Raw genomic sequence first — 20162 nt, 5'->3', positions numbered from 1 at the left:
ATTATTGGCGGGGTTCACTTTCTACGGTTGTACAGAACCGATTATGGATCAGGAGGCCTGGGAGTTACCTGATGGCTATATTGTAGAGGAAGCCATCGAGCCCGGTCTGGTCCGGTATCCCATGTTTGTCGTATTTGACGATCAGGGAAGGCTGTTTGTGATGGAGTCCAGCGGACAGACCGAGAGTACCGATGCCATTTTGGAACAACCTGATTTTAGCATTCTCCTTTTGACGGACACCGATCAGGACGGGGTATTTGATCACAAAACCGTTTATGCTGATTCCATTCCCCTCCCCATGGGAGGCGTTTTTGTAGCGGGTAGTTTGATCGTTACAGCCGCTCCGAATCTGGTTAAATTTACCGATACGGATGGAGATGGCGTGGCAGACGAAAGGGATATTTTACTATCTGGCTGGAAACTTAGCCACAATGCGGCCATCCTGAGCGGTCCTTTTATGGGACCAGATGGATGGTTGTACCTGGCCGATGCCAGACGGGGATTTGATATTTTAAGTAAGGAATTTGTTCATTTCCAGGGAAAAGGAGCCCGAATCTGGCGATGCCTTCCCAATGGAACCCAGTTGCAGACTTTTGCGGGGGGAGGTTTTGACAATGCGATTGAGTTGGCGTTTACACCTTCCGGGGAAGTGTTGGGAACCATGACCTATTTTACTGATCCCAAAGGCGGGTATCGGGATGCACTGATGCATTGGGTGGAAAACGGTGTCTATCCAAAACCACATCCGGTCATTCAGGAAGACCAACTGGTGCAAACGGGTCCATTGATGCCGGTGATGCACCGCATGGCCAGGGTTTCTCCTTCCGGCCTGATGCGGCATAGCGGTTCGGCCTGGGGTGAGGAATTTACTGGAGATTTATTTCACGCCGAATTTAATACCGGAAGGGTCATTCGCACCAGCTTGAATCCCGACGGGGCTTCTTTTCAAGCCAACAGTCAGCCGTTTTTCCAAAGTAAAATCCCTGATTTTCATCCAACCGATGTGTTGCAGGAACCGGATGGGAACCTGTTGCTGGTCAATACTGGAGGCTGGTTTATAGCAGGATGCCCGTTGAGCCGTACCGCTAAGCCAGATGTGCCGGGGGGTATCTATCGCATTCGAAAAACGGAAATCAAGGGAAAAGCACAGGATCCCTGGGGCAAGGCCATTCCCTGGGAAGCATTGTCCGTAGGCCAATTGGCAAAGCTGCTGGAAGATCCACGAGCGGATGTGGCTGAAAAAGCAGGAAATTTTCTGTTGAAGCAACCGCTGTTAGCCATTCCTTATTTGCAAACCCTAATGCGCGAGCACCCGGAGGAACAAGTGCGAGCGAAGGCTGTATTTTTACTCTTCCAGACCCAAAACCCCAGAGCGTGGCATCAATTGTATGTCGGCCTGGAGGATTCCAGTGATCTGGTAAAAACCGCTACCGCACGCGTCTTGGGCATGGCAGAGGTAATTACCGCCCGTGACCAGCTTATTCAGTTGTTGGACAGCAATCCCAGCCTTCCTGTGGCCAAACAAGTAGCTACCGCGCTAGGACAAATCGGCGATCCTAAGGCAACCAAACCCCTTTTGCGGGCCTTGGAAAGGTATCCAGAAGACAGGTATTTTGAGCATGCTGCCATTTTCGCACTCATCGAAATGAAAAATGAGGACCTGCTGCTGCAGGAGTTGGCGGTATCGGGCTTCAACAAAGCGGTCTTAATTGCGCTGGACCAAAAAGGCAAGGAATTGCTTACGGAAGAAATGATTGCTCCTTACCCGGTATCTCAAGATAGCACGGAAGCAAATACGGCGGTTTGGATTTTGAATAACCATCCGGATTGGTCCCGTTCCTTTATTTCGTTTTTTGATTCATTTTCGGTAGAAAACAGCAAAGAGGAGCACCTACTGCAAGAAATTTGGCCCTCCTTTATTGATAATGAGCAGGTGCAAAGACATCTTTCCGAAAAGCTAACTTCTAATTCGGAACAGCGTAAATTAATCCTATCCATGCTTGCCTCTTTTCCACCCAAACAAGTAGGGTTTTCGCTTAGGTCAAGTCTGCGTCAGTATTTAAAATCAAAAGATAATCAAACCAAAGAGGCCGCATTACAGGTGATCATTCAGTTGGGGCTGAATGATTTTTATCAGGAATTGCTGGACCTTGCCAGGGCTGATACCGAGAAAATAGCTATTCGTTTAATGGCCTACCAAGCCCTGGTGGTCCAGGAAGCAACGGTATCAACACAGGAATTCCAGTGGATTACGAAGCAGCTTTTAGATTCAGAGCTGCGGACAGCTCATTCATCGGTTCTTCGCATTGTCAGAAACCTATCATTGGATCGGGGTAGACTGGATTGGATCCTTGATCGGATATTTCCTGAGCTTTCTTCTGAATTGATTCCTGCTGTTTTAGAAATTTTCGAAGGAGCGCAGCAAGCTGAAACCCTGGATCGATTAGAACAACAACTATTGCAACGAAAAGAGGTTTGGGATAACCTTTCTATCGATTTGGTAAAAAGGGTTTTTCCAACGGGAAATCAAGTCATATTGGATAGTTTGGAACGGTCTCAGGAATTACGGTTGCAGAAACTGGAATCCGTTGAAAATAGTTTGATCCGGGGAGATGTATCCAGAGGACGAGCGCTATTCTTTGGTAAAGGCACCTGTGGGACCTGCCATGCCGTTGCCGGTGAGGGCGGTGATTTTGGACCTGATCTGACCAATATTGGTGAAATTCGTTCCAGGCACGACATCCTGGAGGCCATCCTATACCCGGGATCCAGTTTTGCCAGGGAATACGAAACCGTTACGATGAAGACGGCTTCCCAACAGTTTTCCGGAATAATCAAACGTCATGAAGCGGGCAGATACGAAATAGCGCTCGGTCCGGGGATTACCCAATTAGTAAACGAACAGGATGTGGTGGAGCTATCCCCGTCCGGTCAATCTTTGATGCCGGCAGGTTTGGAAAATGTCATGGATACTCAGGAATTGAGTGATTTGATGCTTTATTTGCAATCCTTACCCGATGGCATGTATGCTCGTACTGTAGATAAATAAAACTATGAAAATCTTTAGAAATCTCCTTTTATCGCCCATTTTCCTGTTTCTTATGGGCATTTCAATTTTTGTAGTCCTTCCTGGTGTTGGACAATCCCTGCCGAGCCCAACAGCATGGCAGCGGGGAACAATGATTCCCTTGTTTGATGGGAAAAATCTCAATGCCTGGTATACCTTTATCCAGGATAGGGGCCGTAACGAGGATCCGCTACAGGTATTTCAGGTGGTAGACGGTATGCTGCAAATCAGTGGGGAGGAGTGGGGATGCATTACGACGAAGGATCCCTACGATAATTTTATCCTTAAGGCTACCTTTCGCTGGACCGGGGAAACCTATGGGGACAGGAAAGCGAAAGCCAGGGATAGTGGCATACTGATTCATTCACAGGGAATGGATGGGGGCTATAATGGAATCTGGATGCACGGCATCGAAGTTCAGATCATTGAAGGTGGCACGGGAGATTTCATAGTAGTTGGGGACGGTTCAACTTCTTTTGGGATCAGTTCACCGGTAGTACACAAGGAACCGGGCAATGCCAGGGTATTTGATCCCAAAGGAAATTGGGAACGAATCCATGGGGGTCGAATCAATTGGTACGGCAGGTCTCCGAAATGGTCCGATACCATTGATTTTAGGGGCAAGCAGGATGTAGAAGCGGAGGTTGGTGAATGGAATGAGTTGGAGATACAAGCCTGGGAGGGGAATGTGGCCGTTTACCTTAATGGTAAGTTAGTTAATTTCGCCAAAAGTGTTCGTCCGGAGTTTGGGAGAATTCAGGTTCAGTCGGAGGGAGCTTCAATTGCATTTAGGGAGATCGCTTTATTTCCCTTGCTAAAGAAATAGCTAATTGGCACTCGTCCTCATCGAATATTTTTTTAACTTGAACGTAATTAAGCAGACAAAACAAGAAAAAATAAACCAAGGCATCAATAAAAACAAATAATCATGACCCAAGAACCAATAAAAATTTTAGTAGTGGGTTGCGGCAATATGGGCGCTTCTCATGCATTGGCTTATCATCAACTGGAAGGCTTTGAGATCGTTGGCCTGGTATCAGGAGGAAAGACTAAAGAAGCACTCAATGAAAAACTAGGTGGTGGCTATCCTCTTTTTGATGATTATTACTCGGCGATGGATACGACCAAACCAGATGCCGTCAGTATCAATACCTACCCGGATACGCACGAGACGTTCGCTGTGGATGCGTTTGGGCGAGGGTGTCATGTTTTTGTGGAAAAACCATTGGCGGACACCGTAGAGGGAGCCCGGAGAGTGGTCAATGCAGCCAAAAAAAGTCATAAAAAATTGGTGGTGGGATACATATTGCGGCAGCATCCTTCCTGGATTAAATTTATTGCTATGAGTCAGGAATTGGGTAAGCCACTGGTGATGCGCATGAATTTAAATCAGCAGAGCGAAGGCAATATGTGGACCCTGCATCGAAATCTAATGAAAAGTTTAAGTCCCATCGTTGACTGTGGGGTACATTACATTGATGTCATGTGTCAAATGACCCGGTCCAAGCCCACACAGGTGTATGCCATTGGAGCCAAGTTAACCGAGGAAATACCCGATGGAAATTATAATTACGGTAACCTCCAAATTCGTTTTGAAGACGGCTCGGTGGGATGGTATGAGGCTGGCTGGGGTCCGATGGTCAGTGAAACAGCCTTTTTCATCAAGGACGTATTCGGTCCCAACGGATCGGTTTCCATCGTGGCCCGGGAAGCAGGCGGGTCTGGAAAATCGGATAGCATTGAATCGCATACCAAAACCGAATCCTTGCTCTACCACCGGGCAGCCTTGGATGCCGAGGAAAAATTCGCTCATGAAGACGAGTGGATTGATCTGAGCGATGAACCCGATCACAATGCCCTTTGTAAGCGGGAGCAGGAATATTTTCTGAAAGCCATCCATCAGGATACGGACCTTAGTGATCATATGGAAGACGCTGTGAATAGCCTGCGAATTGCCTTTGCGTGTGACGAGTCGGTTAGGACAGGGAAAGTAGTGAATTTGTGATTTTCAGGAAAAGGGGTTCCTTTTCCGATTAAAAATACGATTAAAAGCAAACGCATGACACCAAATTTTGATCCCCGGGACTACCCTGTGGGCATCATTGGCCTGGGGCTGATGGGGAGCAGTATTGCCGCTTGTATGTTAATGGCCGGTCACCCAGTGATAGGGGTGGAATTGATGCCGGATGCACTGGAAGCAGGCAAACAAAGGGTAAGAGACCATTTTAAACTGGCGGTAGAAAAAGGACTGATCCGGGGCAAGGCCGAAGACTACTTGAATAAATTCACTGCATCCGCTGAATTGAAGGACTTAAAGCCAACGCGCCTGGTTATTGAATCCATTAAGGAAGACAAGCGGCTGAAAGGAGAGGTGTTTCAAACGCTGGATGGGATTGTTTCCAAAGAGACCTTGATTACCACCAATACCTCCGCCATTCCCATTACGGATTTACAGCAATTTGTGAGTCACCCGGAACGCTTTTTCGGCTTGCACTGGATGGAGCCAGCCTATACCACCCGGTTTTTGGAGGTGATTTGTGGGAAGGACAGCGATTTGGAGAAAGCCCAATTTCTGTACGATTTAGGTGAGCTTTGGCAAAAGGAAACGGTACTTGTCAAAAAAGACCTGCCCGGATTTATTGCCAATCGGCTCATGTACGCCATGTACCGGGAGGCCATGCATTTGGTGGATCAGGACTACGCTTCGGTGGAAGACGTAGACCGTGCCTGCAGAAACGTTGCAGGCTATTTTTTGCCCATGATGGGCGTGTTTCGTTGGATGGATTTCACCGGGATCGCGTCCTACCGTGAGGTGATGAAAGACCTGTTTCCAACCTTGAATAACGACCCATCACCGGGAAGGGTTATTAATGATATCGTGGATGCCGGAGGTAAGGGCGTTACAAATGGTCGTGGGTTTTATTCTTACACCGAAGAGGAAATTGAAATCTGGAAAGAACTTTACAGTGAGTTTTCGTATGAAATCCGGGAGCTCACCCAAAAATACCCGGTAGATATCATCCAGCAACGACTCGAAGAAAAGAAGGCTAAGAAAGCAGCGGAATCCAAAAATGACGGGTCCTCTTAGAGGATTTCCCGGGCTTAGTGTAAAGCAGGCGCAATCGGCAGACGCTTTATGACTTCGCCCTCGAAGACCATCATTTCATGCAAGCGGTCGTAGACCGTTTTCTCGTCAAAGTACTGCAACGCTAGTTCAACAAAAATGTTTCCGTGTTTTGCCTCCGAGGTCCAAAGCATTTTATAGAATTTTTTCAATTCTTCATCGCTTTGTGCCTCCGAAACCATACGGAACCGTTCGCATCCCCGGCATTCCACAATCGATCCCAACAGCATCCGGGACAGAAACCTGCTTTCGGCTGTCCCACCATGTGTAAGGGGGGTCAATTGCTTGATGTACGGATCCTCCTTCATTTCTTTATTCAGCGGAACGCCTTTTTGTTGCATGATCTCGAATACCTGCTGAAAATGCTCCAACTCTTCGATGGCCGTTTCTATCATGTCAGGAATGATTTTTACCCGATCCGGATATTTGGCAATTAAGGAAGTAGCCATCGCCGATGCCTTTCGTTCGCAATCCGCATGATCTTGTAAAAAGGAACTAAAATCAGCCATAACAGCAGCCAGCCAAGCATCAGAGGAAGGAACTTTAAGGTCAATGGAATATTTCATTACAGGTTCAATTTTCTATATCCGGCAATTCCGTTTACGTTAAAAGCAAAAGTAAGGGATCTTTTTCAATTTTAAATCCGGAAAGTACAAACGGTTCGCCCGTGTCGGTATTTTTTGTACTTTTCTGAAATAAAACACCCGCCGATGATATCCACTATGCAAGCCATTATTTCTACGTATACCAAACGGTTTCAGGTAAGGGAACCCTACTTTAAGGAGTTTCCGCCTGAGGACCTGTCTTTGGTGGTGGTTATTCCGGCTTATAAGGAACCCAATATCGACATCACCCTGAATTCACTCGGAAAATGTCGTTCTACCTCGGGATCGGTAGAGGTGATTTGTGTTGTCAATGCACCATTAGACGCTTCAGAGGCTGTATTGAAGATCAATCAGGAATGCATCCGGCAGATTCAGGAGTGGAAGACACAGCATCCGGAACACTTCATTCAAGTAAAGGTAATTCGGGAGGAGGCACTTCCAAAAAAGAAAGCGGGAGCCGGTTTGGCACGGAAAATTGGCATGGATGAGGCCTTATGCCGCTGGGGCCTACTGGGAAAAAATGGCCCCATTCTCTGTTTGGACGCAGACTGTGAGGTTTCTGAGCAATACCTGGCTGCTGCCGAAAAGGCTTTTCAGGACCCCTCTTTGGACCTGGGGCATTTTATGTTTGAACACCGGTATAAAAACGAACCCAAACCGGCACTTGCATCAGGAATCATCCAATACGAACTCCATCTAAGGTGTTACATTCAGGGGTTGAAACGGGCAGGCTATCCCTTTGCCATCCATACTGTTGGTTCCTGCATGGCCGTCAGGGCTGCGACTTACGCGCGTTCTGGCGGGATGAATAGTCGTAGGGCCGGAGAGGATTTTTACTTTATGCACAAGCTATTACCCGTAGTGAAATTTTCCTACCTGGATGCGACGGTCTTTCCTTCCTCCAGGGCTTCAGACCGGGTACCTTTCGGTACTGGCCGGGCACAATTGGACTTTCTGGGAGGCGATTCAATGGCAAAAGAAAGCTATCATCCGGATATTTATGCCTGTTTAAAGGAATTATTTACCCAAATACCCCTTATTTATGAGCAGGAGCCTGACAAATGGCAATTGCCTGTGCCCTTGAAGGAGGTGTTGGCAATTGTTGAATTTCAGGAGAGGGTGCAGCAATTAAAGCGTGAATCCACCACAAAAGCTTCTTTTTTGAAAAAATTCTGGCAATGGTTTGATGGGTTTTTGGTGCTCAAATTAACCCATCACCTACGTGATCGTTTCTTTCCAAACCTACCGGTATCGAGGTCCGCGCAACAAATTTTGGCCAGTGATTCACCGGATTTGCAAGACCCGGAGCCAGCAAACTTATTGGCATTTTTCAGGAAGAGGGATGCGTTCTACTCCTCAATGGGCTGAATGAGGATCGCAATTTGCTGATCTTTTTCCAAATCGATTTCGATACCCGCTATCAGTTCCTCACCGCTGTAACTTCCCGAGGCATCTCCGGAGGGGAAGTTCACCTGGTACTTTTTCTCCGGTGAAACCACAAACCACTCCGGAAACTGATTGATTCGGGGATAATCCAAGGGAAGGTTAAAAATGTGTTGATGCCGTTCCCGGTCAAATTTGAGGGTGCCTTTCCAGGGTTCTTCGCTCAAAAGGGAAACCAAAATTCCATTTTCGTCCGGAACAGCACCCAGATACAAATCCTTATTCCAGGGATAGGCGGTTACCCCTTGAGCTTTCCAAAGGCAGTACATCAGGGTGGTTCTGGCAAAATTGCCATCCCCATGCCAACCCTCGATGATGCCATTGCCCCGGTAGGCCTCCGTTCCACTACGATGAGCTGAATCCTGCAGGGACCACATGTGTTGAATCTGGCTGTCGATCCAGTCTTCGGTTTCCAGTAGTGGTTCCCGGTTATAAAGATTTAAAGCACTCTCAATGGCATCTGCATAGCCATCAGAGCTTCCCCTTTCCCAATCGTAGTACTCATAATGGTTCAGGTTTTCCAGGGCTCTTAGCACAGCCTGCTGGTAGGGTTCGTGATGATCCAGTAAAAACAAGCTGTAATAGGCATTATACGTATACCCCCAGGTATCAGCAATTCCCTCATCGAGTATTTCTCCGTTTTGAGGATTTATTTGATTGTAAAACAGCCCGTGTTCATTGGTCCCCACTTCCAGAATTCGGTCCATCATTCGATAGATGGCCGGTTGATACGCTGCTTTTTTTTCCGTCCTGGCAAAGGCGGTCGCCACATAAAGTTCACAAAGCCCTGAGACAATTTCACAACCGTGATCCCGAAGCCGGAGTAAGTCGAAGTCATCGGTGGGATGATGGTCACCTAATAGGTAATAGTCTCCCAGTCGAATGGCCCAGTCCAGGTATTTTTCATCCCCAGTCATCCAGTATACCCTGGAAAGCGCCTGTAGTAATTCTCCATTAACCTCTACATTCAGTGAAGGTAGGATTCCATAGGGAGTCTCATTAGCGGCATTCTTCCAAATATCGTCTAGAAGTGCTGTCATGCGATCGGACCAGGGGGTTTGTCCAATGTATTCCGTCAGCGGGAGTAATCCATCTTTAATATATTCGGAGGCACCAAAAATAATTTCCTCTTTAACCAGTTCCTCCTTCTCAAAATCACCCTTGGAAAAGGAATAGGTGTCGGGTAGACGGTCTAGACGGTTGGTTAGCCTTTGTTCGGTTTCCAGGATGCTTGCCAGCTTTCCTTCATAAAGGTCGCTATCCAGTAGGGAAGCGGTCAGGACCATAAAGGGGTAATTATCCGCTGCGGCATCTTTTGCATTCCAGATATCTTTGCTCTCATTCAGATTTCTGGGAATTAAACCGGTTTCCGGATCCGCGTACTCCAGCCAATCCCTTGTAAACTTCAGACTCCGGGTGTATCCTTCATGGGCCAGGTAGCCGTTTTCCATCGCCTGCGACACATCGCTTTCTGAAGGCTGTACGGCGTTTTCTTGACAGGAACCCAACATTCCTGCGGCCAGGGCGATCAAGCAGGCATAAGACAGAAGGAGTATCGCATTGTATTTTAATAGTGGAGTATTCATATAGGAAAACATTATTGAAGGGTCAAGCCTTGATTAAAAGTAGCTTTGATCAGTTGGTGCGGAAAAGACTGGCTTACGTAATAGGAGCCGGTATAATCCGGCTCGTAGCTTTCAGGGAATAAAGGATTGCGAAGGCCGTTGAAATGAATCGCTAATTTAATTGCTCCGGTGCCTTGATAGGTTAACTTTTCGAGGACTTTCACATTGACATGTATGTATTTGGGAAGCAGGAGGAGGCGCTGTTGATTGGGATCTTCTACGCTGCGCTTTTCGACGAGTGTCAAATCAAAAAAGCCCAAATTGATCTGAGAGGTCTCGGTAAGCGGTAGCTGGCTAAGGGCTCCAAAAAATTGATAAATGTCCAGTAAACCCGCATTGGGGAGATTGATGGATTGTTGACCCTGGCTTTCATTGACTGCCGTCAGCGATATACTGTCCTCCCCATAGGCAATTTGAATATTCGTTTCCTTAAACGTAAAGGACCTGGACACGGGTAATCCGGTTTCCTTATTCACCTGCAGCACTGCAGGTGCCAATTCCAATGCATTCGCATCCATTGTGGGAACAGATGTAGCAGATCCGGTGTAAAGTGCGTGTTTTTCAGCTTCGCGAAAGGCAGAAATGGTCGTCACCAAAAATTCTTCAAAGGGGTCATTCATCCTTGCAGCGGTAGCCAGCTCATTGGTTTCGAATAGACTCAAAATCGATTCTTTCAATTGAGTGGTATCGGAAGAATCATCAAACGTTTTGAAGATCTCCATAAAACGTTCATTCATTTTCTCCACCTGTTGGTAACTGAGTCGCTGTTCGATTCCAGGTGTACCGGTATCTGATTCCGGCATGCGATTCTGCAGGCGGATTGTTTGGAGGCCGTCCGTTGAATCCTTTTCTATCCAGGTAAGATTCCATACCGGTAGGTTCTCGAAAAAAACGGTGTAGTCATTTTCCCAGGAACCGGGGTTTAGAACGGACGGGTTGGCAAAGCTTCTTATTTGTTGGCTATCCGGGGAATTGCCCTCAAATGCCTGATTGACAAGAGGTACTTCAATGGAGGCTGGTTTTGGGTCAATTAACAGACTGTTGCTATTTAGTTCGGCGACCAGGGGAAGCTGCTCCAGGTCCTGGGGGGCTAACCGAACCGGAATGGGCTCAAAAAATGAACGGGAATCGATAACCGATGGGTCTATTGCGTATTTTTTAATAAAAATTTCAGTTTCCGGATTTCCATCGACTTTGTAAACAAAATAGTTGTCCAGATAATCAGGCCCCTCATTGGTAACGAAAATTCCAGGTTCTCCCTGAAATCCGTTTATCTGAAAATCAAATCGTTGGTTTAGATTATTTCCCTCCGCAAATCCGGCACCTGTTAAAAGCTTTTCCGTTGGAAAATAGCTGATTTCACCGGATGAGATGGTCAGAGAATTACCCCTTGAATAGACCGTTCCATCCAGGTCGTTTATCAGAGGTCTGGGTACTTCCCGATCGCTCACATTGAAATGGAGTTTCACCTGCTTACCATCTATTGCTGCAAAGGAGATGGTCCCCTGCACGGTAACCCTGTTGCTTTCCATTTTATATAGAAACCCTTCCTGCGAGTTGGCTTCGGAAAAATGGCTTTCCTCCAAATCCGGTAGGCATTGGGTTGTGTAAAACGCAGCTCGATCCAGGGAGCCTTGCCAATTTTCATCCGAATGAAGCGGTTTTTTCAGGACCAATTCATTCCATCGGATAATGGGCGTTGAGAGCTCGGTCAATACATCAGGAAGGAGAATGTATATCCGTTCTTCTCCTCCGGGAAATACCTGTACCTCCGGCAAGGGGATGGTAATAGGACCGGAAGTTGGGGAGATAATTTCCAGATAGTTGGATCCTGGCGCTGCTGCCATAAGTTTTTCAGGGCAAGGCTGGGCTTTCGCCTGATAACATACCACTGCCGTTCCTACGAGGAAGATGAATGTCGCAAAAGAAAATCTGTCAGGCATATATTAAGTTCCAATTCATTACCATCACCAAGACAGTTTAATTTAGCACTATTTATTCAAATAAAAAACCACTCGGAGGTAGAAATAGCAGGGGAGTTGCTTGCTACCATTGCTTTTGTTTCCTGAATTGGATGCTTCAAGGGGTTTTGTTGTAGTACAGGAATGAATCAGACAGATCAAAGAAGGGCAATCCAGGTATCTATTTTTTTCCCGAAGGTTTCACAATCCTCTTTATCTTTCAAAATAAAGCTGTTTTTTTCGAGCGATCCCAATACCACGTCTCTTTCTTCAGAATCCTGGTAAACCATGTTTCGAAATGGGTTCTCGTAGTCCTTTTTTCGGGAAAGGTAGGTTTGTTCGGACAGCCATGAGCGAAAGGACTTGGCGGTTACCAACATGTCTTTAAGGATAGTTGCATTCATTTGGGATCCATCCGGTCCATAAGCGGCTAAGGCTAAAGAGAAGGCATGGATGGTTTTTGTTTTTTCATAGCTTTCCCCCAGAATTTGATACCGGTCATGAATTTTTTTCCAGCTTGTGATGGAGCCTTTCTTAATTTCTTCTACCAGGCGATTTAAATCCTTTTCCAGGATTAATTGCCCGCCTACGTTAATCCATTCGAAAGAAAGACTTTGTTTGGGGAAATAGGGGGCAAAACTTTTAAAATCAACCGCTTGGTCCGAATGCAGACTATCTACCAGACATTTGATAGGGTAATATTGAACCAGTTTCTGGTACATCAGATAGGCCTTCCGGACGTTCACCAAACGAACATTCCGCTTGCTGTTTTCCCAATGATTGGCAAATACGTCTAGTTTATCCACTTCATCTTTCTTTGAAGAAAGCAGTTCCCTTCCTTTGCTTCGCAGCAGGTCTTTGCCTGGGTGCGGTTGGGAGGGTTGTCGTTTATACCAGGCTTCCCCACATAGTTCTTCCAAAATAGCCAGCCCCCGGAAAACCTCCAGCATGCTATCCGGTCCCAGGTAATCGTATTCCAGTTTTTGTGTTTGAGTGGTCCGTTTGTCCCTGTCCCTGTATTTCCATGCATTTCTGGCTAGTGCATAGAGGTTGTAGTAAAACCAATAGGCAGGTCGAACCACCAATTCGTTTCGGTGAACATCGTTACTGATCAGGGAAAAGGGGAGGGGAATATCCATCTCTGCCGGGTAATCTCCTTTGGTTACCAGGTTGAAGGTAGCAAACCGGGAATTGTGCTTCAGGCTTACACAGAGGCCCGGCCAGAAACCCCTGCCCGCGACAATTTCCCCATCGGCACCTCTGGAATTGTGATTAGATCCTACCGTAGCACCTGCCGCCATGTTGCTTTGTCCCTGAACGAGTGCCGCACAAAGGAAGGAATTGTTGTGGTGTTGCTCGTGAGCCGGAAATATCAGCGAGTTTAGGACTTCACAGCAAGAGATGGTGGCGTTTGAGCCCAGGTAACTATTGATCAACCGGGCACCATATTTCAGCTGGGAATGTGCGGCCATAACAAAGCGCACCGCTTTTACACCATAAAAAACAGTGCAGCCTTCACTCACAATGCCATTCACCAGTTCACATCCTTCGCCGATTTGGGTAACAGCCTCCGGATGGGAGTGAATGCTCAGGTTTTTTAGCTTATTTGCTCCTTTTATATAGGCATCTGAACCGATCCAGACATCTTTTAATATGAGGGAGTTTTTAATGATGCAGCGATCGCCTACTTTTCCATAATAGCCTCTTTTATGGTCGAAGGCTTTTTGGGTAAAGGCCAACAACTGTTCTTGAAGCGCCTCATCAGCCCGAAAGCGGGACCAAAGCCAGGCATCCCCCGGTAGCATACCGCTAAAGGGAGCGATCTTTCTGCCTCCGTTTTCATTGCATACTTCTAGCCAGATTCGCAGGGATTCGGGTTCTCCTTCTTTGATGATTCCGTTCCCAAATTTTGCGTGGCTGGTGGTGGCCATTTCGTTGATATTTACCAAAACCACCTCATTGCCTAAAATGTAGTGAGAAAGGTAGTGGACATTATCAATCACCACATTGTCTCCGATATCGCAACTAATGATGTGGCTGTTGTAAATTCCTACCGGCATGCGCAGGTTATGGTATTCCAGGAAATAAGGTTCCAGCTTACCGATGCGTACCAAGCCAAAAAATTTGCAGTTTTTGACCAATTCCGGGTTGAAGGCATCGGATACCAGAATATTATTCCAGTTATCGGATTGGTTCTGGTTGCGAACCAATTGCTCAATTTCCCGGGCATTTAATTTCCGGTAAGTGGTCTCGGTTCGGTTTTGCTTATTTCTCAAGTAGTATTCATCCTTGCCTTTAGGTAAAAACCGGTCCTCAATGAATTGGTATCCCAAATCGGACAATGGATGTCGCGTTATTTTATTCATGGAATTAGCCTGTTTTTTATTCGACAGTCACTGATTTTGCCAGATTTCTGGGTTTGTCCACATCCAGGCCCTTTGCCAGACCGGTGTAGTAGGCCAAAAGTTGCAAGGGGACTACGCTGAGAAGGGGGGCAAGAATTTCATCGGCGGCAGGAACCGCAATGGTTTCATCAGCGATGTCTTGAAAAACCGTATCGTTTTCAGAAATGACCGCTATTACGCTTCCTTTTCTTGCCTTAATTTCCTGTGCATTGCTAATTAATTTGTCGTGGTAGGAATCTTTTGTGGCGACAAATACCACCGGTAAGCTGTCTTCTACCAGTGCAATGGGTCCGTGTTTCATTTCCGCTGCAGGATAGCCTTCGGCATGGATGTAGCTGATTTCTTTTAGCTTTAAAGCCCCTTCCAGGGCGATCGGGAAGTTGTATCCCCTTCCCAGGAATAAAAAATCCCGGGCATCTTTGTATTTTTCAGCCAGGGCGGCCACTGCTGGTGCGGACTTCAGTACTTCACTGATTTTATCCGGAACTAACGCCAATTCTCCGATTAGGTGAAGGTACCGATCCCTGGAAAGACATCCCTTGGCATAGCCTAGCTTAATGGCAATAAGGTACAATACGGTAATTTGAGCCGTAAAGGCTTTGGTGGATGCCACGCCAATTTCAGGACCCGCGTGGGTATAGGCACCCGCCTGAGAAAGCCTGGCGATGCTCGAGCCCACCACATTTACTACACCAAAAATGAAGGCCCCCTGGTTTTTTGCATTCTCCAAGGCAACCAGCGTATCTGCCGTTTCCCCGCTTTGGGAAATCGCGATGATTACGTCTCCCGGATTAATAACCGGATTCCGGTATCTGAATTCCGATGCGTATTCTACTTCTACAGGAACCCTGCAGAGTTCTTCAAAAACGTATTCTGCCAAAAGCCCGGCATGCCAGGAAGTCCCACATCCTACCAGAATAATTCTTTTGGCTTCTTTGAGCAGTTCCAGATGCTTGTCGATGCCCCCCATTCGGATGGTCCCTGCCTTGGCATCCAACCTCCCCCGAAGGCAATCAAATACAGCAGTGGGTTGCTCGAATATTTCCTTTAACATGAAATGCTCGTACCCTCCTTTTTCTATTGCCGCCAATTCCATATCCAATTTGGTGATAAAGGGGGTAATGCGTTCATTCCCTGGATTTTTTAGAATTAATTCATCCGGTTTGACGATGGCCATCTCGTAGTCATTGATATAAACGACCTCTTTGGTGTATTCAATAATTGGAGAGGCATCGGAGGCTAAGAAATGTTCGTTTTTGCCAATTCCGATCACCAGGGGACTTCCTTTTCTGGCAGCTATCAGGGTATCCGGATGCGCCTCATCGAGTAGGATAATTACATAGGCTCCTATGATTCGCTTTAGCGCAATTCGCACTGCTTCCTCCAGGCTTGTTGCGTCGTTATGGTAAATATCTTCAATAAAATAAAGCAATACTTCTGTATCCGTATCGCTTTGGAAAACATATCCCTTATTCTGCAACTCCTTTTTGATCGGAGCAAAATTTTCAATGATTCCATTGTGAACCATCGCCAGCTTTCCAGAGGGGGATCGGTGGGGATGGGCATTACGATCCGAAGGTTCTCCATGGGTTGCCCATCGTGTATGGCCAATGCCTGATTTGGCATGAAGGTTTTTGCCAATAAGTGACCCTTCCAGTTCAGCCACTTTACCTTTTTTCTTGTAAATAGTTAGCTTCTGGTCTAGCAGGGCGACACCGGCACTGTCATACCCTCTATACTCCAATCTTTGCAAGCCCTTCAAAATTATTGGATACGCCTCCTGGTTTCCAATGTAAGCAACAATACCACACATAATAAAATATCGAAATAATGTTTGTTAAAAATAGTTCTCTTGCTCTTTGAGCGAAATTTAATAAATAAAAAATGATATCTGCAACAGCCTCTTTGGAGCGTTGCGAGTAAAAAATTCATTAAGTTTTTTCCTGCTTTTCTATTTTTAGTTTAGTGATTAGACTTGCTATAAAACTTCGACTATTTAAAGCATGTAAAACCTAAATTTGGTCAAATATTTAACCTGGAAACGTTTGCTTTTAAAATGAACGGACCGGTCGGAAAACAATTTACTTTCATTTTTTTTAATCAAAGGCAAATTATTTTTCCTTTTTAAAATCATCTATCCAGTTTTTATAGAGTATATGCAATTCCTGGGTTTTCTCCGGATGTTGTGTGGCTAAATTGCGAACTTCTGTGGAATCGCTTTCCAGGTTTACCAGGTAGAGTTTATCAGCGGCATCGAATTGCAATTTTCCAGTGGGGTCGCTCGGATTACCGATTAGTTTCCAGGGACCTTTACGGACTGCCCAGGGATGATTGTCATTTTCGGGCAGGCCGGTTCCCCAATACATCGTCTGATGCGGACTGGGGAGTTGTGGATCTAACAGTAAAGGAAGCAGATTTTTGCCGTCGATTTGCTGACTTGCGGGCAGGTCAATATCCGCTAGGGCTGCCAGCGTAGGCATCCAATCGATGCTATTTGCCCACTGATGCCTGAGTTCGTTTTGAGGAAGTTTTTGGGGGTAGCGAATGATAGCCGGAACCCGGATTCCTCCTTCCAGCATGCTGAATTTGGCACCGCTGAAAGGCCCCGGGTCTCCTCCTCCAAAGAAAGCTCTTTCCTCCACGCTGTGACCATGATCTGACTGATAAACGATAATGGTGTTTTCTAATTCCCCAATGGCTTTTAAGTGGGCATACACCTCACCCACCAACTCATCAATAGTAGAAACAAAGGCGGCGTATTCCTTCCGGGGGCTGTCCAGGTCGGCGTACGCTTCCAGCCATTTGGGATCACCCTGATACGGATAGTGCGGCATATTGATCGCCCAATACATAAAAAAGGGTTTATCTGAATCCTGATCCATAAAATTTTTAGCTTCATCCACCATTAAGTCACCAAAAAATTCTCCCGGACGGTAAATCTCTTGGTCGTTCTGATACAAGTCGTGGAGGTTGGGTCCACTCCAATAAAAAAAATGAGAGAAGTTGTCAATGCACCCCCTTTGGTGGCCAAAGAAATAATCAAAGCCCTGGCCATTCGGGAGTTTTTCCGGAGTATGTCCCAAATGCCATTTACCAATTAGTCCGGTTCGATACCCATTGCCTTTAAACAATTCCGCCATGGTTATTTCGGAAGTGGGCAGCCCTGAATTGCCTTCCGGATCCCGGTGAGGAGGGGCCACATTGCCAAAGAGGCCTGCGTTGAAATTGTATTTTCCGGTTAGTAAACCGGCACGTGATGGAGAACACACGGGTGCGGCAGCATAAAATTGGGTGAATTTGACTCCTGTGTCGGCCAAACGGTCAATATGAGGTGTTCGGAGATCCGTAGCTCCATAACTACCCAAATCCATATACCCCTGGTCGTCGGTCAGAATCACCAGGACATTCGGTTTTTTCTCTTCTGAACTACCCTGAGCCCATGCCAAAGAATAGAAAGCAAATAGGCAAGTGGAAAAAAACACAAATTGTTTCATTGGGGTATATGGTTTTTATGAGTAATTGTTAAACGGTTTTTCTAAATTAGTTGCTTAAATACTCTGATAAAAAAGTTTCACCAAATAATTCACCATGAAGCATAAAACTATTGTTCTTTTTTTAATTCTGTTGATAAGCAATGCTTCATTGAAAGCTCAGGAAGAGATTAAATGGGTTGACCCACTTCATAGTGATTTTAAAGAGGCGGTCATCCATGGGCAGGGCTGGGAAGGAATCGGATTTCACAGACTTCCCGAACAGGCAAAGTCAGAGGTTAGAGAACCCGTTTGGCGGCTTTCCAGGCATTCGGCAGGAGTGAAGCTACGCTTTCGTACCGATGCCAAAAACATTCAGGTTCGATACACTGTATCTGGCAATATGGATATGCCGCACATGCCTGCAACGGGAGTGAGCGGATTGGATCTTTACACAAAAAAGCAGACAAGCGATTGGACTTGGGTCAAAGGGGATTATTCATTTGGCGATACCATCAGCTATAAGTTTCAACTAATAGAGGAAGGAACCAGCGATAGGGAATTTGACCTATATCTTCCGCTTTACAACGAGGTGTTGTACCTGGAAATCGGGGTTGCAGGCAGTGCCACGTTGGAATTATTGCCCAGAGAGGCTACTATCTTACCCATTGTAGTATATGGCACTTCTATCGCGCAGGGTGCTTGTGCCTCCAGACCTGGGATGGCATGGACAGCGATTTTGGAAAGGGCGGTAAATCGCCCACTCATAAATCTTGGTTTTTCCGGGAACGGGCAACTGGAAGACCCATTGATACGGTATATGGCATCTATCGAAAGCAGCTTGTATGTACTCGATTGCTTGCCCAACCTGGTGCGGGATACCTTTCCCGAAGAAGAGGTCAAACGAAGAATTCACGCAGCTGTAACGTATCTTAAATCCAAACAACCCGACACCCCAATTCTTTTAGTTGATCATGCCGGATATACCGATGGCCCGGTCAACCAAGATAGGAGAGAGGCTTACGAAAAAAGAAATCAATGGTCACAGGAGGTGTATAGGGAGCTTTTGACTTCAGGTGTAAGCGAGGTGTATTACCTGGAGAAGGATGCCATCGGCCTTTCCATGGATGGGACGGTTGACGGTACGCACCCCTCCGACCTGGGTATGGATCAATATGCCCGGGGCTATGCAAACCTGATAAACGATATTCTTTAATTGATGATCAAGGTTGCAGGTTCAGTATCTCGAGGGCGTTGGTACGGTAGACTTTTTCCAACACCTCTTTCGAAAGGTCGTACCCATGCATGGGCCAATGATAGGAGGAGATGTTTCGGTCGTAAAAATGTTCGTCAGCAGTTTCCAGAATACGGAAGGTGGTGCGGTACATATCTTGGCTAATACCCATATCGGTTCCATAGACTAACCGGTCAGCGTACTGGCTGTAGAAGCGATTTACGGTTCTGGGGATGGTGGCCGTTTCGGCATATCGGGCACTGTTATCAGCATATAAGTTAGGGTATTTGTCAAAAAGATTCCCCAGGATGCTCAAATCGTAACTGCTATTGGCATAATGACAGGCAATAAACGTTGTCTCTGGGTTTTGGGAGACCGCCTCTTCCAAAATGGTAATCATACCCCCATGATCCACGATCCCCTCCTGATCATCCAGGCGCCATTTAAAAGCATTCATCAACCCATCGTTACTGGCATCCATTGGCTGGTACATCCAGATGGGTTCCGCCACATGGATGCTCACGGGCATATTTAGTTCCGCACATTTCTCCAAAAGCGGTTTCATCTTTGGGTCGTTGATGTGCATGCCAAAGGCTTTTGTGGGTCGGGAATAGAAAAGACCTTTCCCTTTGTCTCCCAGCTCGCCCACACCTTTAGCACCGACCGAAAAACACCTTTCCAATTCTCTAACTGCGGAAGCTCCGAAATCATCTTCCTCGTACCCTGAGTAATCAAATCCACAGTAAAGAACAAAGCGGTCCGGGTACTTGCTGTAGGCCTGTACCAGGGAATCAAATTCAGCTCCAGTTCGATAGGTTTGAATGACCGTCTTTTCAATTCCCACACGGTCCATGATGGCTACCCATTCTTTCAATTCGTCTTCTGACTTGGCATAGGGATGGGCATGCATGTCGATTACAGGGAACGCAGCCTTCTCCACAGGATGTTCGTTTCCTTTATACAGTGAAATCGGTTGATGATCCTTTAGTAGGAGGTTTTCGACAGCATTTTCATGGTTAAATTCCGTATCGGTAGGGCTGGCTTCCTGTTCGGGATTATTGCAGGAAAAAGAAATTAGGACGGTAAGCAACGATAGGGTTCCAAGAGAATGGGTTCGCATGTTTTTAAACGAGTTAAGTGATTTGAAGTAACAGAAAAAGGAAATTTTTGAGCGTCTTTTCTTTTTCCAGCTTGGAATAAATGTAGCTAAATATTTCATAAATTTTTA

At 46.3% G+C, this 20162-nt stretch carries 13 protein-coding genes; 6 read left to right on the top strand and 7 right to left on the bottom strand.

Translation table 11 applies throughout. The annotated features are described in order from the left end of the window. Nucleotides 1-43: 43 nt before the first annotated feature. The 4 genes from GJQ68_RS02675 to GJQ68_RS02660 all read left to right on the top strand — a co-directional run bounded on the left by GJQ68_RS02675 (nt 44) and on the right by GJQ68_RS02660 (nt 6155). Entirely contained in the window at nt 44-3049 is a 3006-nt protein-coding gene (locus tag GJQ68_RS02675) for a PVC-type heme-binding CxxCH protein (protein WP_162415724.1), read from the top strand. 4 nt (nt 3050-3053) lie between these two features. After that, a complete protein-coding gene (locus GJQ68_RS02670; RefSeq protein ID WP_235941016.1) occupies nt 3054-3893 on the top strand; it encodes a 3-keto-disaccharide hydrolase in 840 nt (279 codons plus the stop codon). A 102-nt stretch (nt 3894-3995) separates the two neighbouring features. Further along, nucleotides 3996-5072 (top strand): Gfo/Idh/MocA family protein, encoded by a 1077-nt coding sequence (locus GJQ68_RS02665; RefSeq protein ID WP_162415723.1) that lies wholly within the window; start codon nt 3996-3998, stop codon nt 5070-5072. Nucleotides 5073-5126: 54 nt separating this feature from the next. After that, nucleotides 5127-6155, top strand: coding sequence for a 3-hydroxyacyl-CoA dehydrogenase family protein (locus GJQ68_RS02660; protein WP_162415722.1), 1029 nt, complete (start codon nt 5127-5129; stop codon nt 6153-6155). 14 nt (nt 6156-6169) lie between these two features. Here the strand turns inward: GJQ68_RS02660 and miaE are convergent, their stop codons facing one another. Further along, the gene (gene miaE, locus GJQ68_RS02655) at nt 6170-6757 is read right to left on the bottom strand and encodes a tRNA-(ms[2]io[6]A)-hydroxylase (protein ID WP_162415721.1); all 588 of its coding nucleotides are present in this window, start codon (nt 6755-6757) and stop codon (nt 6170-6172) included. Between the two features lie 144 nt (nt 6758-6901). Here miaE and GJQ68_RS02650 point away from each other — a divergent pair, with 144 nt between their 5' ends. Then, nucleotides 6902-8164 carry a glycosyltransferase gene (locus GJQ68_RS02650; protein ID WP_162415720.1) on the top strand — a complete coding sequence of 421 codons (1263 nt, stop codon included), beginning with the start codon at nt 6902-6904 and terminating at the stop codon, nt 8162-8164. On the opposite strand, the gene GJQ68_RS02645 is transcribed toward GJQ68_RS02650, so the two are convergent. The 5 genes from GJQ68_RS02645 to GJQ68_RS02625 all read right to left on the bottom strand — a co-directional run bounded on the left by GJQ68_RS02645 (nt 8146) and on the right by GJQ68_RS02625 (nt 17724). Then, complete coding sequence (locus tag GJQ68_RS02645) at nt 8146-9825, bottom strand: glycoside hydrolase family 88 protein (protein WP_235941015.1); 1680 nt, start codon at nt 9823-9825, stop codon at nt 8146-8148. The genes GJQ68_RS02650 and GJQ68_RS02645 overlap by 19 nt on opposite strands. A gap of 11 nt (nt 9826-9836) precedes the next feature. Further along, entirely contained in the window at nt 9837-11711 is a 1875-nt protein-coding gene (locus tag GJQ68_RS02640; protein WP_162415719.1) for a hypothetical protein, read from the bottom strand. 272 nt (nt 11712-11983) lie between these two features. Beyond that, on the bottom strand, nt 11984-14191 hold the full coding sequence (locus GJQ68_RS02635) for a DUF4954 family protein (RefSeq protein WP_162415718.1): 2208 nt from the start codon (nt 14189-14191) through the stop codon (nt 11984-11986). 16 nt (nt 14192-14207) lie between these two features. After that, entirely contained in the window at nt 14208-16043 is a 1836-nt protein-coding gene (gene glmS, locus GJQ68_RS02630) for a glutamine--fructose-6-phosphate transaminase (isomerizing) (protein ID WP_162415717.1), read from the bottom strand. Between the two features lie 298 nt (nt 16044-16341). Continuing rightward, nucleotides 16342-17724: a sulfatase-like hydrolase/transferase gene (locus GJQ68_RS02625; RefSeq protein ID WP_162415716.1), complete on the bottom strand. Its 1383-nt coding sequence runs from the start codon at nt 17722-17724 to the stop codon at nt 16342-16344. Between the two features lie 94 nt (nt 17725-17818). Between GJQ68_RS02625 and GJQ68_RS02620 the strand changes: the two genes are divergently transcribed. Then, a complete protein-coding gene (locus GJQ68_RS02620; RefSeq protein ID WP_162415715.1) occupies nt 17819-18916 on the top strand; it encodes an SGNH/GDSL hydrolase family protein in 1098 nt (365 codons plus the stop codon). A gap of 7 nt (nt 18917-18923) precedes the next feature. Here GJQ68_RS02620 and GJQ68_RS02615 read toward each other — a convergent pair whose 3' ends face one another. Beyond that, a complete protein-coding gene (locus GJQ68_RS02615) occupies nt 18924-20054 on the bottom strand; it encodes an amidohydrolase family protein (protein ID WP_162415714.1) in 1131 nt (376 codons plus the stop codon). Between the last annotated feature and the right edge of the window lie 108 nt (nt 20055-20162).

Origin of the sequence: Cyclobacterium roseum (assembly GCF_010119225.1) — a bacterium.
Classification (GTDB): domain Bacteria; phylum Bacteroidota; class Bacteroidia; order Cytophagales; family Cyclobacteriaceae; genus Cyclobacterium; species Cyclobacterium roseum.
Note: the sequence above shows the minus strand (reverse complement) of the source record. Positions and strands in the feature narration are given on the sequence as shown.